This window comes from Kitasatospora dryopteridis (assembly GCF_050749075.1).
In the GTDB taxonomy this organism is placed as follows: Bacteria; Actinomycetota; Actinomycetes; order Streptomycetales; family Streptomycetaceae; genus Kitasatospora.
Window position 1 is genome coordinate 2,966,229 of sequence record NZ_CP192749.1, and the last position, 14,494, is coordinate 2,980,722.

Below are 14,494 nucleotides of genomic sequence, written 5' to 3' on the forward strand. Positions count from 1 at the left end.
CGAATTCCAGCATCCGGGACGGTGGATCCGGTCCCGGCCATGGCCGGTTCAGCCCCTGCGCGGGGCGGCCGCGGGGGCCCGGGCGGGGGTCAGGATGGCGTGCATGACGATGGCAGAGGCTTCTTCGATCTGGTTCGACGGTGTGCTGGTGCCGTGGCGGGAGGCGCAGGTCCATGTGCTCTCGCACGGGCTGCACTACGGGACGGGGGTGTTGGAGGGCACCCGGGTGTTCGAGACGGAGGAGGGGCCGGCGGTGTTCCGGCTGGAGGACCATCTGCGCCGGCTGGTGCGCAGTGCGCGCATGCTGCGGCTCCCGCTGCCGTACGGTGTCGGGGAGTTGGCGGCGGGTACGGTGGAGCTGCTCCGGGCGAACGGCCAGGGTGCCTGTTATGTGCGGCACTTCGCGTTCCTGGGGTACGGCACGATGGGGCTGGACATGCGGGGCGCTGCGACGACGACGGTGATCGCGTCGTGGGAGTGGCCGGAGCAGGCGGCTTCGCGTCCGCTGCGGTTGAAGACGAGCAGTTGGCGGCGGACGGACCCGAACTGTGTGCCGCCGGCGGCCAAGGCGACGGGCCCGTACCTGAATTCGGTGCTGGCGCGGCGGGAGGCGACGGACGCGGGGTACGACGAGGCGCTGCTGCTGGCCGCGGACGGTTCGGTGAGCGAGTGCAGTGCGGAGAACGTGTTCGCGGTGCGGGACGGGGTGCTGCGGACGCCGCCGGTGGCGGCGGGTGCGCTGGAGGGGATCACGCAGGACACGGTGCTGGCGCTGGCCCGGGGGCTGGGGGTGGAGGTGCGGGTGGAGCGGTTGCTGCGGTCGGACCTGTATGCGGCGGACGAGGTGTTCGTGTGCGGGACGGCGGCCGGGGTCGCGCCGGTCGGTTCACTGGACGACCGTGAACTGCCTTCGGCTCCTGGCCCGTTGACGAAGCGCCTGGCGGATGCGTACCGGGCGGCGGTGTCCGGCGGGGACCGGCGGTACGGGCACTGGCTGACCCGGGTGTGAGCAGGCCGTGGGGGCGCCTTCAGGTCAGTTCGTAGACGGCGCCGGGGCGGGCGAGGTCGACGGGGCCGGGGAAGGCGGCGGCGGCGTCGCGGCGGTTGTGTTCGGCGTCGGTCCACGGGGGGATGTGGGTGAGGACGAGGCGGCCGACTCCGGCGGCGGCCGCGTGTTCGCCGGCCTCGCGTCCGTTGAGGTGGATGGCCTGGAAGGTTTCCTTGCCGTCGGTGTAGGCGGCCTCGCAGAGGAAGAGGTCGGCGCCGCGGGCGAGCTCGACGAGGTCGGCGCACTCGCCGGTGTCGCCGGAGTAGACGAGCGAGGCGCCGCCGTGTTCGATGCGGAAGCCGTAGGCCTCGGCGTCTAGGTGGTTGACCCGGGTGCTGGTGATGCGGAAGGGGCCGAGGTCGAAGGTGAGGTTGCCGAGCTGGCGGAAGTCGAAGACCTCCTTCATGCCCGGTTCCTCCGGCATGTCGTATGCGCGGGCGAGGCGTTCGGCGGTGCCGTGGGGTCCGTACACGGGGACGGGGGCGGGGCAGCCCTCGACGCGGTAGTTGCGGGCGACCCAGTAGGCGCAGAGGTCGACGCAGTGGTCGGCGTGCAGGTGGCTGAGCATGACTGCGTCGACGTCGTAGAGGCCGGTGTACTTCTGCAGGGCGCCGAGTGCGCCGTTGCCGAGGTCGAGGACGAGCCGGTAGTCCTCGGCCTCGACGAGGTAGCTGGAGCAGGGGGACTCAGCGGACGGGAAGCTCCCCGAGCACCCCACCACGGTCAGTTTCATGCCGAGCCCCTCCGCCCCGATGGGTCATGGTCCACGCCGACGGGGCACTACCTGTCGGTAGTGGTGCCCCTTCGCGTTGTCGAGGGTAAGGGGCGCGCGGCACTTTGCCCCCGTCTCCGTGCCGGGCTGTGGCTGGAATCACCAGAACGAGCCGGGTCCGGTGGCAGGGGTTTGCGGCGGGTGCTCCGGCGGGGCGGAACGGCTGAGGCGCGGCACCCGTGGGGGTGCCGCGCCTCGGGGGTCTGCGGGGGTCAGGCCCAGAGCTGGCCCTGCAGGGCCTCGACCGCGGCCTCGGTGGACTCGGCGGTGTAGATGCCGGTGGAGAGGTACTTCCAGCCGCCGTCGGCGACGACGAAGACGACGTCGGCGCGCTCGCCGGCCTTGGCGGCCTTGCGGGCGACGCCGATCGCGGCGTGCAGGATGGCGCCGCTGGAGACGCCGGCGAAGATGCCCTCCTGCTGGAGGAGCTCGCGGGTGCGCCGGACGGCGTCGGCGGAGCCGACGCTGAAGCGGGTGGTGAGCACCTCGGCGTCGTAGAGCTCGGGGACGAAGCCCTCGTCGAGGTTGCGCAGGCCGTAGACGAGGTCGTCGTAGCGGGGTTCGGCGGCGACGATCTGCACGCCGGGGACCTTCTCGCGCAGGTAGCGGCCGACGCCCATCAGGGTGCCGGTGGTGCCGAGGCCGGCCACGAAGTGGGTGACGGTGGGCAGGTCGGCGAGGATCTCCGGGCCGGTGCCGGCGTAGTGCGCGCCGGCGTTGTCCGGGTTGCCGTACTGGTAGAGCATGACCCAGTCGGGGTGCTGGGCGGCGGTCTCCTTGGCGATCCGGACGGCGGTGTTGGAGCCGCCGGCGGCCGGGGAGGAGATGATCTCGGCGCCCCACATGCGGAGCAGCTCGCGGCGCTCCTCGCTGGTGTTCTCGGGCATGACGCAGACCATGCGGTAGCCCTTGAGCTTGGCGGCCATGGCGAGCGAGATGCCGGTGTTGCCGCTGGTGGGCTCGAGGATGGTGCAGCCGGGGGTGAGCCGGCCGTCGGCCTCGGCCCGCTCGATCATGTGTAGGGCGGGGCGGTCCTTGATCGAGCCGGTGGGGTTGCGGTCCTCCAGCTTGGCCCAGAGGCTCACCAGGCCGTCGGCGTTCCCGGGTACGGCTGCCGACAGGCGCGGCAGCCGTACCAGCGGGGTGTTGCCGACGGCCTCGATGGGGCTGTCGTAGCGCATTACTTCATGCCGCCGGCGACGGCGGGGAGGATGGTGATGCTGTCGCCGTCGGCGAGGGCGGTGCTGATGCCCTCGAGGAAGCGGACGTCCTCGTCGTTCAGGTAGACGTTGACGAAGCGGCGGAGCTCGCCGGCGTCCAGGAGGCGCTCGGCGATGCCGGGGTGGCGGCTGTCGAGGTCCTGGAACAGCTCGCCGAGGTTGTTGCCGGCGCCTTCGACGGCCTTGGCGCCGTCGGTGTACGTACGGAGGATGGTCGGGATGCGGACCTCGATGGCCATGGCTGCGCTCCTGTGGAGGTGGGTCGGGTGGGCCGCCGCACGCGGCGCGGCAGGGGTGACGGCCCCGGGACGGCCGGGGCGGGCTGGCGGTGCCGAGTCAGTGGGCGTCGGCGGTGCCGGGACAGATCGCGCTGGCGAGCCGGCACAGGTCGACGTGCAGGCGCGCCACGAGGCGGATGCCTGGGGCCCGGTTGGTCACATCGACGGAACGCATGGACTCATCGTATAGATTCCCGCCCCCGCTCCGGCATCCACGTCTCGCGATACGGATGTTTCCGTATCCCATGGCGAGACGCGGGCCGATGCCCGGCCGGTCGCGGGCCGGACGGCGGGTCGGCCGCTGCAGGCCCGGGTCAGGCCGCGTACTCCTCCACGACCTCGACGTCCTCCTCCGTGATCTCGCCGTCCACGATGCGGAACGAGCGGAACTCGTACGGGTCGTCCTCGCCGTTGCCCTCGGCGGTGGAGACCAGGACGTAGTGCGCCTCGGGCTCGGAGGCGTAGCTGACGTCGGTGCGGGAGGGGTAGGCCTCGGTGGCGGTGTGCGAGTGGTAGACGATCACCGGGACCTCGTCGCGGTCGTCCATCTCGCGGTAGAGCTTGAGCAGGTCGCCGGAGTCGAACTCGTAGAAGGTGGGCGAGCGGGCCGCGTTGAGCATCGGGATGAACCGCTCGGGCCGTCCGCTGCCCTCCGGACCGGCTACCACGCCGCAGGCCTCGTCCGGGTGGTCGGCGCGGGCGTGGGCCACGATGCGGTCGCGCAGTTCTCGGGTGATGGTCAGCATGCGGCCAGGATAGCCAGCGCCGGTCCCGGGGCAGGGCCCGGGACCGGCTCCCGTCTCGGCTGCCGGACGGCCGGTGATACGCGGCCGTCGGCGGCCGTCAGCGGTCGGCGTCGGCGTGCACCTGGTCGCCGGAGCCGCCGTGCAGCGCCTCGGGTCGGGTGCGGGCGAGCACGAGGTGGCCGACGACCAGCAGGGCGGCCCAGACCGGGAAGACGTACAGCGAGATCCGGGCGTCCTCGTCGAAGCCGATGAGGACGACGACCAGGACGAGGAAGGCGAGCGCGAGCCGGCTCGGCCACAGGCCGCCGGGCGCCTTGAAGGTGGGGGCGGGCAGCCGGCCGGCCTGCCAGGCGCGGCGGTAGCGGATCTGGGCGACCAGGATGACCGCCCAGGTCCACAGGCCGCAGACGGTGGCGACGGAGGTGACGTACTCGAAGGCCTTGCCGGGGGCGAGGTAGTTGAGCAGCACGCCGACGCCCATCAGCAGGCAGGAGACGGTGATGGCGGCGGCCGGGGTGCGGCGGGAGTTGAGTGCGGTGAGCCGGCCGGGGGCCTGGCCGCGCAGGGCGAGGTCGCGCAGCATCCGGCCGGTGGAGTACATGCCGGAGTTGCAGGAGGAGAGTGCCGCGGTGAGCACCACGAAGTTGATGACGGAGGCGCCGGCCGGGATGCCGACCTTCTCGAAGGCGGCGACGAACGGGCTGACGCCGGGCGCGAATTCCCGCCACGGGACGAGCGAGAGGATGACGACCAGGGCGCCGATGTAGAAGAGCGCGATCCGCCAGGGCAGGGTGTTGATGGCGCGCGGCAGGGTCCGCGCCGGGTCCTCGCTCTCGCCGGCGGTGACGCCGACGAGTTCGACGCCGAGGTAGGCGAACATGACGATCTGAAGGGTCATCACGGTGGCACCGATGCCCTGGGGGAAGAAGCCGCCGTCGGACCAGAGGTGGGTGACCGATGCGGTGTCGCCGGCGTCGGAGAATCCGAGGGTGAGGACGCCGATGCCGATGAGGATCATGCCGAGGATGGCGGTGACCTTGACCATCGAGAACCAGAACTCGATCTCGCCGAAGAGCTTCACCGAGATCAGGTTGGCGCCGTAGAGCAGCACCAGGAAGGCGAGTGCGCTGACCCACTGCGGGATGCCGGGCGCCCAGTACCGCACGTAGACCGCCGCGGCGGTGGTCTCGGCCATGCCGGTGACCACCCAGAACAGCCAGTACGTCCAGCCGGTGGCGAAGCCGGCGAACGGGCCGAGGAACTCCCGGGCGTACTCGGAGAAGCTGCCGGAGACCGGGCGGTAGGTGAGGAGTTCGCCGAGGGCGCGCATGATGACGAAGATCACCAGGCCGGCCACCGCGTAACTGAGGATCAGGCTGGGGCCCGCCTTGGAGATGGCGGTGCCGGCGCCGAGGAAGAGGCCAGTGCCGATCGCGCCGCCGATGGCGATCATCTGGATCTGGCGGCTGCCCAGTCCGCGCGCGTAGCCCTCCTCGCCGTGGTCGGCGTGGACCGCCTCGTCGTAGCGCTGATCGGCCATGGGCGCGCACCGTCCTTGATCGTGGGGAGGTGAGAAGTCGTACCACGGTGCGCACGGATACCGGTGTCCATCTGAGCGTTAATTGAGCATGTCATGTCCGGATTCGACGGCAGGTGCCCGAAATGCCGCATCCCCCAGTCCGGATGCTGGACAGGGGGATGCGGGCGGATAGCCGGGCTCAGGCGGTCATGGCCTCCAGCAGGGACTCCTGCATGCCGCCGAGCCAGAGGTAGGCCATCACCAGCGGCTTGCGCGGGTCGGCGTCGGGCAGGGCGTAGAGGCCCTCCTCGTCCTCCTCGGTGACCTCCAGGCGGGAGCCGAGGGTGAGCCGCAGGTCGTTGAGGGCGCCCAGCCAGCGCGGGCACTCCCCGGCGGGCACGGTGAGCACGCCGCCGTCGCCGCCGAGGCCGTCGAGGGCGCGGACGACGCTCAGGGCGTCCTCGCGCTTGCGGGCGCGCAGGTCGATCTCGGTGTAGCGGCGGAACTCGCCGGCCATCGCCCGGGTCTCCGAGTCCGCGGGCTCGCCCGGCTCGCCGTACGCGTCGGGGAAGAGCCTGGCCAGCGCCGGGTCACCGGGGGCCTCCGTCGGCCCCTCGGCGAACAGTGCGGCCAGCGGGTCCTCGTTGGCGCCGCCGCCGGGGCCGGGGCCGATCAGCTCCAGCATCTGCACCTCCAGCGACCGGAGGATGGAGGCCTCCACCTCGTCGAGTGCGATCGCGGCGGCGCCCTTGCCGGCGCTCTGGAACAACCCAGCCATGAGTTCTGAATCAGCCCGTCTGCGTGTTAGTGGGTCTGCGTGTGCGGTGTCCTGCGGGTGCGCCCCGGCGGCGCGGCCGTGCGGCGTCAGTCGTGCTGGAGGGTCGCCCAGAGCCCGTATCCGTGCATCGCCTGCACGTCGCGCTCCATCTCCTCCCGGGTGCCGCTGGAGACGACGGCGCGCCCCTTGGTGTGCACCTCCATCATGAGTTGGCGGGCCTTGTCCTTCGGGTACCCGAAGTAGGCCTGGAACACGTACTGGACGTAGCTCATGAGATTCACCGGGTCGTTGTGGACGATGGTCACCCACGGTGTGTCCGGCTCCACCGCAGGGACGCCTTCGACCTCCGGACGCTCGATCTCGACCGGCGCGACACTCACGACTGGCTCTCTCCTCTGCGGCTGACCGGGGTGAAGGCGCGTCTCCCCCTTTCCTCATGCTTCCATCCGGGGGACCTCCGAGCGAATCCGGGTCGACATCACAGCGGAGAAATCGTCACTCTGACGCTAAGTGGTAGTAGCATCATCGTCATGGACGCCATCACCGCGCACCGCTCCACTGCGCTGCTCACCGACCGCTACGAGCTCACCATGCTTCAGGCCGCCCTGCGCAGCGGTGCCGCGCACCGCCGCTCGGTCTTCGAGGTGTTCACCCGCCGCCTGCCCAACGGCCGCCGCTACGGCGTGGTCGCCGGCACCGGCCGGGTGCTCGACGCCGTGGAGAACTTCCGCTTCACCGGCCCGCAGCTCGACTGGCTGGCCGACCAGCGGGTGGTCGACGACGCGACCCTGCGCTTCCTCGCCGACTACCGCTTCACCGGCGACATCCACGGCTACCCCGAGGGCGAGGTGTACTTCCCCGGATCGCCGCTGCTCACCGTGGAGGGCAGCTTCGCGGAGGCGGTGATCCTGGAGACGCTGGTCCTGTCGATCCTCAACTTCGACTCGGCGATCGCCGCCGCGGCCTCGCGGATGACGGCGGCCGCCGGCAACCGCCCGGTGATCGAGATGGGCGCCCGCCGGGCGCACGAGCTCGCCGCCGTCTCGGCCGCCCGCGCCGCGTACATCGCGGGCTTCAGCGCCACCTCCGACCTGGAGGCGGGCTTCACCCACGGCATCCCGACCACCGGCACCGCCGCGCACGCCTTCACCCTGCTGCACGACAGCGAGCGGGACGCCTTCACCGCCCAGGTCGAGTCGATGGGCCGCGGCACCACCCTGCTGGTCGACACCTACGACCTCGCCGAGGCCGTCCGCACCGCGGTCGAGGTGGCGGGCCCGGACCTCGGCGCCGTCCGCATCGACTCCGGCGACCTGACGCTGCTCGCCCACCGGGTGCGCCGCCAGCTCGACGACCTGGGCGCGCACAAGACCCGGATCATCGTCACCTCGGACCTGGACGAGTACGCCATCGCGGCGCTCGCCGCCGCACCGGTCGACGGCTACGGCGTGGGCACCAACCTGGTCACCGGCAGCGGCCACCCCACCTGCGCGATGGTCTACAAGCTGGTCGCCCGGGAGGCGGTGCCCGGCGGTCCGCTCGTCCCGGTGGCCAAGCGGTCGGCCGGCGGCAAGACCAGCACCGGCGGCCTCAAGTGGGCGGCCCGCCGCCCCGACGAGGACGGCGTCGCCGAGGCCGAGGTGGTCGGCATCGGCCCGGTGCCCGCCCAGCTGGAGCCGCACCTGCTGCACGTGCCGCTGGTGCGCGGCGGCGAGGTGGTGGGGCGCGAGCCGCTGGAAGCGGCGCGCGAACGCCACCTGCGCGCCCGTGCCGGACTGCCGATGTCGGCCACCCAGCTGTCGAAGGGCGAGCCCGTGATCGTGACCGAGCTGCTGAGCGGCGCGACCGCCGCCGGGTGACGCCCGGCGGGCCTTCCGCCTACGCGCGTCACTCCCTACAGTCTTCTCGACACCACCACACTCTCCCCGGGATCCGCCCGGGACCCGCCCGGTCCCGAGCCGGTTCTGGGACCGGCAGCCACGGCACCACCGCACCACCCGACCGACCCCCACGCCGGTCCGCCAGCGGACCGGCCACAGCGAGAGAAGCCAGCCATGCACCGGGCCCTGATCGTCGTCGACGTGCAGAACGACTTCTGCGAAGGCGGCAGTCTGGCCGTCGCCGGCGGCGCCGAGGTGGCCGCCGCCATCACCGACCTGATCGCCGACGCCTCCCCCGGCTACGCACACATCGTGGCCACCCGGGACCACCACATCGACCCCGGCGCGCACTTCTCCGCCGAGCCGGACTACGTCACCTCGTGGCCGGTGCACTGCGTCGCGGGCACGGAGGGCGTCGGCTTCCACCCCAACTTCGCGCCCTCGGTGACCTCCGGCGCGATCGAGGCGGTCTTCGACAAGGGCGCCCACTCGGCCGCGTACAGCGGGTTCGAGGGCATCGACGAGAACGGCGGGTCGCTGGCCGACTGGCTGCGCGAGCGGGGCGTCACCGAGGTCGACGTGGTCGGCATCGCCACCGACCACTGCGTCCGCGCCACCGCGCTGGACGCGGCCCGCGAGGGCTTCACGACCCGGGTGCTGCTGGACCTCACCGCCGGTGTCGCCGCCGACACCACCGAGGCGGCGCTGGCCGAACTCGACGGCGCCGGAGTCCGGTTGACCGGCACCCCGGTGGTGCGCTGACACCCCGCCCGGACGGGCCCGCGGTCGCGGTCAGCGGTCGGTGACGACCAGCTCGACCACGTCCGCGCCGCCCGCCTTGAACGCCTCGCGCAGTTCGCCGCCGACCGCGTCCGGCTCGGCGGCGACCCGCGCACCGGAGACGTACACCACCCGGACCCCCAGGTACTCCATCCGGTGCTGCTCCCCGCGCACCCAGGCCGCCTCGCCCTCGCTGACGCACCGCAGGTCGGAGTCGACGGCCACCGCCACCCCGACCTCCGGCCAGTACAGGTCGGGGACGGCCACGTACGTGCCGCCGCGCATCCGCAGCTCCGGGCCGGTCAGCGGCACCGGCAGCAGCCACTCGTCCACCAGCTCGCCGATCCGGGCGAGCACCGACTCGCGCTCCGCGGCGAGCAGTTCGTCCACCGCGGCACGCACCCGCAACTCGTCGAGCAGCCGGGCCTCGCCCAGCTCGGCCATCAGCTCCCGAAGGCTGCAGCCGCCCTCGGGGCGCGTCACCGCCTCGCGCAGCATCGCCCGCAGCAGCGCCGGGCGAACGGCCCCGCTCTCGAACGCCCCCGTGTCCGTCCACTCGCGCACCGCGTCGGCCGCCGCCCGGGCCACCGGCGCGCAGGCCAGCCCGTGCACCGATCGCGCCTCCAGCGCCCGCCGGGTACGCAGGATGCGGACCGAGCCGGCGTCCTTCAGGCGCCGCTGACGGGGCACCAGGACCTCCACGCCGACCACCGCGGGCAGCCGCGGCACCGAGGCGAAGCCGTACAGCGCCAGGGCCGCCGCGCCGGTGATCACAGCGCCCTCGCGCCCGCCCTCCTCGCGGCCGTTCTGCGCCGCGTAGAGCAGGGCCGCCCACATCCGCTGCTCGGGGGTCGGGTCGCCGTCCTGCAGGAGGTACACCCTGGGCAGCAGCCGCTGCCACGGACCGCCGCGCCGGCAGTGCTCGGTGACCACCCGCGCGGGCACACCGCGCGCCCGCAGCTGGCTCGCGGTGACCACGTTCTGCTGACGCCGAGCCAGCTCTTCCAGGGAGAGCGGCTGGGAAGGAATCCGGTAGCTCATGCCCACACCCTCCCCACTGCCGCCACAACCGCACGCCCGACTTGACGACCTGTTACCCAACCGTCGCGAAAACGGGACGGGTCCGTCCTAAAGCTCCCATAACCTCACCCGTTCGACGTAAAGGACGTTCACCCGAATGACGGATTAGGCGGACTTGGGACGTGACGATCCGTTTTTCATCGAATCGGTACATAGTGATCAAGAACCGCGCCACCCTCGATGATCAGCGATTACTGACCGAGCGTGACCAAGGCCATACTGTGAAGCACCACCCGCCGACCACCGGCAGCCGTCCGATTGCCTACCATCGGCTCATGCCACGTGACGAGATCCCCGGCCTGCGCGCCGCCCAAATGCGCCTCGGCCGTCTCCCCGGCTACGTCCGCCGGCCCGACCTCGCCCGCCGCAACAGCGCGGACGGCCACACGTACAAGAAGGGCTGGGAGGTCCGGTTCACGGCCCGGACGGAGGCCGAGATAACGGAGATCCGCGACCTGGTGACCGCCGCCGGGTTCGCACCCGCCCGCCCGTTCTTCAAGGGCCACCAGCTGATCCAGCCGGTCTACGGCATCGCCGCCGTCCAGGCCTACCTGGCCGCCAGAGAGGCCTTCGAGGAGCTCGCGCGCGCCCGCAGCGGCGCCGTCGGCGCCCCGTGCGACGGCCCTCCGGGCGGGGCGGCGGCGCCGATCCCCGAGCAGGCCCGCCGGGAGGCCGCGGCCCCGGTCGCCGCAGCCGCTGCCGCAGCCGCCGCAGCCGGGGCGGCCGCCCTCGCGGCGAGCGCGGCCGGCACGGCCCCGGGCACGGGCACGGGCACGGGCAGACGGAGGGTGGCCGAGGCGCCGCCCGCCCCGGCCGCAGCCGCCGTCCGACGCCGGGTCAGCCCAGCCGGTCGTACGTCCTGAAGGTGTAACTCGCTTCGTACGACAGCAGATTGCCGCCCGCCGCCGGAAGGCCCAGCCGACGGGACAGCAGCCCGGTGAGCGGGCCGCAGCCCTCCGGCGCCGGCGCGGCGAAGGTGTCGTCGTACGCGGAGAAGTGGATCAGCGGCGGGTTCCGGGAGACCCACTCCGAGGAGCCCGCCCGCTTGGCGTGCAGCTCCACGGGGGTGCTCGCACCGACCGTGCAGCCCTTCGGCAGCAGCGGTCCGGCCAGCCGGAAGCGCAGGTCCATCGCGCCGGTGTAGAAGTCGGAGCGGCCGCCGTACTCGGCCTCCAGGGTCAGCCCCGCCACCGGGCTGCGGTCGCCCGCCGGGGTGCCGGTCAGGCCGCCCGGGACCCGGGTCGGCCCGCCGCTGCGCCACGCCCCCCAGACCTGCCCGGGTGTGCCGTCGGCCAGCGGGCCCTCGGCGTGCACCATCATGATCGGGCGCAGCGCCGGCAGGTCCACCGCACCGAGCCGGAGCCTGGGTGCGGTCAGGTGGACCTCGCAGCGCCAGCGGGCCGGATCGGCACCCGCGGGCAGGTCGGGGCAGTCCTGGTAGCCGGCCTCCAGCGCGGCGAGTTCGGCCTCGGGGCTCTGCGCGGCGGGCCCGGCGGCCGGTGCGATGGCGGCCGCCGGGGCGGGGGCTGCCGGGGCGGCGTGGGCCGCGGAGGGCAGTGCCAGGGCGGCTGCGCAGGCGGTGGCGGCGAGGACGGCGGCGAGCCCTGCCCGGCGCCCGGGGGCGCCGGTCGCGGCGGGGCGGTGCGGGTTCGGGCTGCGGTGCGAACTGGTGTCGGTTGCCATGGCCGTCAGCCTGCCGTTCGCAGACGGCGGGCCGACATCGGTGACAGCCCGGACGGAGCCCCGATCCAACCCTGATCGCCCGTCAGGGAGCGCTCCCGGGGCCGTGTCGGGGCCCCGGCGGGCACCCGCTGCCCCGGGGCGGCGCGACGGTCGTGGAGGTGCGCCCGGCCGGCTCGGCGTACGCCGTCCACCGCGCGGAGGCCGCGCCCGGCGGCATCCACCGGCGCGGGGCCGGCGCCGCCCGCCGATCGGGTGTCCGGCCTCCCGGGCGGAGCCGCACGGCACCGTCCGGGACCGCCGCCGCGACCATCGGTCCGACCGCAGGTCCGCGACCTGCCGCACCCCGGGCCCGGCCTTGGCACCGGCCCCGGACGGCCCGCAGGGTCGCCCCCTCCACGGGGGCGCGCACGCCGTCGCGGCGAGCGCCGCGGAACAGGTCCGGCACCGCTGCGGATGCGGTAACGTGCCACCCACTCGTTGCCCGGGAAGCCCACCGGCGCCGCACCCGCCACCGTCCACCGGTGGCGGCCGGCCGCGGGTGGAGCAGCCGGTCGACGGCGGTCACTTCGGCCCCTTCCGGCAAGGCCCTCGGCCCGTCCGCAGCCGTGCACACGGGTGCGGCCGGCGACCGAGCAGGAGGGCGGGGCCGAGCAGGGAGATCCACAGCATCCGCAGTCCTCCGGCCGGGGCCCCCGTCGGCCGGTCGACCCTGCCGGAGGCGTGGCGGGAGTGCGGGCGGAGCGGATGGCCGGGACGGGCGGGCAGGCGGTGCGGGCGGCCGGACGGCTGCGCCGGGCCCGCCGTGCGCCCCGGGGCGGCGGCAGGTCGACACAGTTGCAGCCACCGGCGTTCTACCCTCCGTGACCAGGTGCGATACCCTCGCACCTGCACCCCCTCCGGCCCGCTGGCTGATTGACCGTCATATCGCATACCAATCAGGCCCGTTCCATGCATCTCGGCGGACTTGTCACCCACAGCAGCCGCGCAAGGGCCTAGAGTGAGCACCGGGCGACCCTTCCGACGCAACCAGATCGAGAGGCTGATGTGACTGATCGTCATGTCCCTGCCACAGTATCGATCAGCCCCGCCGCCGGCACCGACCTGGCGGACATGCCTCTGGAGTTCACGGCCTTCTGCGAACTGCACCGTCCGCGCTACCTGAGTTACGCGCGGGTCTGGTTCCACGAGCCGGCCGTCGCCGGGCGCGTCGTCGACCAGGCCTTCTGCACACTGGCCGAGGTGTGGCCGGAGGTGCTGGGCAGTTCCAACCCCACCGCCATCGCCTGGCAGATCCTGCGCAGCACGGTCGCCGAGTGCGACCGGCCGAACAGCGAGCCGCTCGCCGAGCACCGTCCCGCCGCGGCCGACGAGGACCTTGCGATCCTGCACTACGTGGTGGGCCTGGCCGCACCCGAGATCGCCGACGTGGTGGGCGCGGAGACCGCCAGTGTCGCCGGGCAGCTCCGCCACGCCCTGCGCCGGATGCCCCAGGAGTGGTGACGGGGCGGCGCAGCGCCCCGTGATCGTGACCCGGTGAGCGGAATCACCCGTGGAGCCGGTGTTGCGGCCGTTCCGCGGGCGAATGATGATCTCCAGTCGACCGGACGGAGAACCCACGTGTCCATCGAGCACGCCGCCGCCATGTTCGAGCAGCAGGCCACCGCCTGCGCCGAGCTCGGCTCCCCGCTCTACGCCGCCCTGCTGGGGCTCGCCGCGGCGGACATCCGGGAGGGGGGCCCGTGCGCGGCCGCCCTGGCCGGCCACGAGGAGGCCGCGGGCCCGCAGGCGATGGCCCTGCGGCTGCTGGGCGGGGTGCACGCCCTGGTCCTCACCGGCCGCGCGCCCGCCCTCGCCGCCCACTACCCGAGCGCCGGCGGCAGCACCGACCCGGAGCACCCCGGGGCCGCGTGGCCGGCGTTCCGCGAGACGGTCGCCGCCGACCTGCCCTGGGTGCGGGACTGGCTCACCCGGCCGCCGCAGACCAACGAGGTCGGCCGGTCCAACCTGCTGATCGCCGGGCTGCTGCACGTCCTCGGCGAGCGGCGGATGCCGGTACGGCTGCTCGAACTGGGTTCCAGCGCGGGGCTCAACCTGCTGGCCGACCGCTTCCGCTGCACCGCTCCCGGCTGGGCCTTCGGGCCGGCCGACTCCCCCGTGCAGCTGGCCGACGCCTGGCGCGGCACGCTGCCGGCGTGGCTGCCGCCGCAGGCCGAGCCGCTGGTCTTCACCGAGCGCCTGGGCTGCGACCTCACCCCGATCGACCCGCGGTCGGCGGACGGCTCGCTCGCCCTGCGCGCCTACGTCTGGCCGGACCAGCCGGCCCGGACGGCACGGCTGGAGGGCGCGCTGCGGCTCGCCGCCGAGGTGCCGACCCGGGTCGAGGCAGTCGGCGCCGGCGACTTCCTGCGCGGCGCCGGGGTCGAGCCGGGGACGCTCACCGTGGTGTGGCACTCGGTGATGCGCCAGTACGTCCCGGCGGACGAATGGGCGCGGGTGGAGGAGGAGTTGGCGCGTCTGGCGGCGTCCTCCTCGGCGGCCGCGCCGTTCGCCCACATCGCCTTCGAGCCGCGGCGGATCGGCGGCGCGCACCCGTTCGTCCTCGCCGTGCGGAGCGGCGGCGGGCCGGTCGAGGTGCTCGCCGAGGCGGCCCCGCACGGCCTGCCCGCACGGGCCGCCGACCCCGGCTGGGCGGTGGACTGACGGCCCGCCG

The 14,494-nt window shown here is 73.6% G+C and carries 16 protein-coding genes; 6 read left to right on the top strand and 10 right to left on the bottom strand.

Features of this window, described 5'->3' with window-relative positions:
• Nucleotides 1–103: 103 nt before the first annotated feature.
• Entirely contained in the window at nt 104–1,009 is a 906-nt protein-coding gene (locus tag ACQ614_RS13415; RefSeq protein WP_431678777.1) for a branched-chain amino acid transaminase, read from the top strand.
• A 19-nt stretch (nt 1,010–1,028) separates the two neighbouring features.
• Here the strand turns inward: ACQ614_RS13415 and ACQ614_RS13420 are convergent, their stop codons facing one another.
• The 8 genes from ACQ614_RS13420 to clpS form a co-directional block, all read right to left on the bottom strand.
• Nucleotides 1,029–1,781 (bottom strand): MBL fold metallo-hydrolase, encoded by a 753-nt coding sequence (locus ACQ614_RS13420; protein WP_431678779.1) that lies wholly within the window; start codon nt 1,779–1,781, stop codon nt 1,029–1,031.
• 251 nt (nt 1,782–2,032) lie between these two features.
• Nucleotides 2,033–3,001 (bottom strand): PLP-dependent cysteine synthase family protein, encoded by a 969-nt coding sequence (locus ACQ614_RS13425; RefSeq protein WP_431678781.1) that lies wholly within the window; start codon nt 2,999–3,001, stop codon nt 2,033–2,035.
• Entirely contained in the window at nt 3,001–3,279 is a 279-nt protein-coding gene (locus ACQ614_RS13430) for a MoaD/ThiS family protein (protein ID WP_363487586.1), read from the bottom strand. Before ACQ614_RS13430 ends, ACQ614_RS13425 begins: the two co-directional genes overlap by 1 nt.
• A 97-nt stretch (nt 3,280–3,376) precedes the next feature.
• Complete coding sequence (locus ACQ614_RS13435; RefSeq protein WP_363487588.1) at nt 3,377–3,493, bottom strand: putative leader peptide; 117 nt, start codon at nt 3,491–3,493, stop codon at nt 3,377–3,379.
• A gap of 139 nt (nt 3,494–3,632) precedes the next feature.
• Complete coding sequence (locus ACQ614_RS13440; protein WP_431678782.1) at nt 3,633–4,064, bottom strand: Mov34/MPN/PAD-1 family protein; 432 nt, start codon at nt 4,062–4,064, stop codon at nt 3,633–3,635.
• A 97-nt stretch (nt 4,065–4,161) separates the two neighbouring features.
• Nucleotides 4,162–5,604 carry an amino acid permease gene (locus ACQ614_RS13445; protein ID WP_431678784.1) on the bottom strand — a complete coding sequence of 481 codons (1,443 nt, stop codon included), beginning with the start codon at nt 5,602–5,604 and terminating at the stop codon, nt 4,162–4,164.
• A gap of 178 nt (nt 5,605–5,782) precedes the next feature.
• The gene (locus ACQ614_RS13450) at nt 5,783–6,361 is read right to left on the bottom strand and encodes a DUF2017 domain-containing protein (RefSeq protein ID WP_431678785.1); all 579 of its coding nucleotides are present in this window, start codon (nt 6,359–6,361) and stop codon (nt 5,783–5,785) included.
• Between the two features lie 86 nt (nt 6,362–6,447).
• Entirely contained in the window at nt 6,448–6,741 is a 294-nt protein-coding gene (gene clpS, locus ACQ614_RS13455) for an ATP-dependent Clp protease adapter ClpS (protein ID WP_431678787.1), read from the bottom strand.
• 150 nt (nt 6,742–6,891) lie between these two features.
• Here clpS and ACQ614_RS13460 point away from each other — a divergent pair, with 150 nt between their 5' ends.
• Entirely contained in the window at nt 6,892–8,220 is a 1,329-nt protein-coding gene (locus ACQ614_RS13460; RefSeq protein WP_431678788.1) for a nicotinate phosphoribosyltransferase, read from the top strand.
• Between the two features lie 195 nt (nt 8,221–8,415).
• Nucleotides 8,416–9,003 carry an isochorismatase family protein gene (locus ACQ614_RS13465; protein WP_431678789.1) on the top strand — a complete coding sequence of 196 codons (588 nt, stop codon included), beginning with the start codon at nt 8,416–8,418 and terminating at the stop codon, nt 9,001–9,003.
• Nucleotides 9,004–9,033: 30 nt separating this feature from the next.
• Here the strand turns inward: ACQ614_RS13465 and ACQ614_RS13470 are convergent, their stop codons facing one another.
• Nucleotides 9,034–10,062: a hypothetical protein gene (locus ACQ614_RS13470; RefSeq protein ID WP_431678790.1), complete on the bottom strand. Its 1,029-nt coding sequence runs from the start codon at nt 10,060–10,062 to the stop codon at nt 9,034–9,036.
• 314 nt (nt 10,063–10,376) lie between these two features.
• Here ACQ614_RS13470 and ACQ614_RS13475 point away from each other — a divergent pair, with 314 nt between their 5' ends.
• Nucleotides 10,377–10,964: a hypothetical protein gene (locus ACQ614_RS13475; protein ID WP_431678791.1), complete on the top strand. Its 588-nt coding sequence runs from the start codon at nt 10,377–10,379 to the stop codon at nt 10,962–10,964.
• Here ACQ614_RS13475 and ACQ614_RS13480 read toward each other — a convergent pair.
• On the bottom strand, nt 10,939–11,784 hold the full coding sequence (locus ACQ614_RS13480; RefSeq protein WP_431678792.1) for a hypothetical protein: 846 nt from the start codon (nt 11,782–11,784) through the stop codon (nt 10,939–10,941). The genes ACQ614_RS13475 and ACQ614_RS13480 overlap by 26 nt on opposite strands.
• Before the next feature lie 1,110 nt (nt 11,785–12,894).
• Here ACQ614_RS13480 and ACQ614_RS13485 point away from each other — a divergent pair.
• Together ACQ614_RS13485 and ACQ614_RS13490 are read left to right on the top strand one after the other, a co-directional pair.
• Nucleotides 12,895–13,284 (top strand): hypothetical protein, encoded by a 390-nt coding sequence (locus tag ACQ614_RS13485; RefSeq protein WP_431678793.1) that lies wholly within the window; start codon nt 12,895–12,897, stop codon nt 13,282–13,284.
• A 117-nt stretch (nt 13,285–13,401) separates the two neighbouring features.
• On the top strand, nt 13,402–14,484 hold the full coding sequence (locus tag ACQ614_RS13490) for a DUF2332 domain-containing protein (protein WP_431678794.1): 1,083 nt from the start codon (nt 13,402–13,404) through the stop codon (nt 14,482–14,484).
• The last annotated feature ends 10 nt before the right edge of the window (nt 14,485–14,494 follow it).

Coding starts and splice junctions, on each gene's coding strand:
- ACQ614_RS13415 (WP_431678777.1), top strand. CDS start 104: ATGACGATGGCAGAGGCTTCTTCGATCTGGTTCGACGGTGTGCTGGTG.
- ACQ614_RS13420 (WP_431678779.1), bottom strand. CDS start 1,781: ATGAAACTGACCGTGGTGGGGTGCTCGGGGAGCTTCCCGTCCGCTGAG.
- ACQ614_RS13425 (WP_431678781.1), bottom strand. CDS start 3,001: ATGCGCTACGACAGCCCCATCGAGGCCGTCGGCAACACCCCGCTGGTA.
- ACQ614_RS13430 (WP_363487586.1), bottom strand. CDS start 3,279: ATGGCCATCGAGGTCCGCATCCCGACCATCCTCCGTACGTACACCGAC.
- ACQ614_RS13435 (WP_363487588.1), bottom strand. CDS start 3,493: ATGCGTTCCGTCGATGTGACCAACCGGGCCCCAGGCATCCGCCTCGTG.
- ACQ614_RS13440 (WP_431678782.1), bottom strand. CDS start 4,064: ATGCTGACCATCACCCGAGAACTGCGCGACCGCATCGTGGCCCACGCC.
- ACQ614_RS13445 (WP_431678784.1), bottom strand. CDS start 5,604: ATGGCCGATCAGCGCTACGACGAGGCGGTCCACGCCGACCACGGCGAG.
- ACQ614_RS13450 (WP_431678785.1), bottom strand. CDS start 6,361: ATGGCTGGGTTGTTCCAGAGCGCCGGCAAGGGCGCCGCCGCGATCGCA.
- ACQ614_RS13460 (WP_431678788.1), top strand. CDS start 6,892: ATGGACGCCATCACCGCGCACCGCTCCACTGCGCTGCTCACCGACCGC.
- ACQ614_RS13465 (WP_431678789.1), top strand. CDS start 8,416: ATGCACCGGGCCCTGATCGTCGTCGACGTGCAGAACGACTTCTGCGAA.
- ACQ614_RS13470 (WP_431678790.1), bottom strand. CDS start 10,062: ATGAGCTACCGGATTCCTTCCCAGCCGCTCTCCCTGGAAGAGCTGGCT.
- ACQ614_RS13475 (WP_431678791.1), top strand. CDS start 10,377: ATGCCACGTGACGAGATCCCCGGCCTGCGCGCCGCCCAAATGCGCCTC.
- ACQ614_RS13480 (WP_431678792.1), bottom strand. CDS start 11,784: ATGGCAACCGACACCAGTTCGCACCGCAGCCCGAACCCGCACCGCCCC.
- ACQ614_RS13485 (WP_431678793.1), top strand. CDS start 12,895: ATGCCTCTGGAGTTCACGGCCTTCTGCGAACTGCACCGTCCGCGCTAC.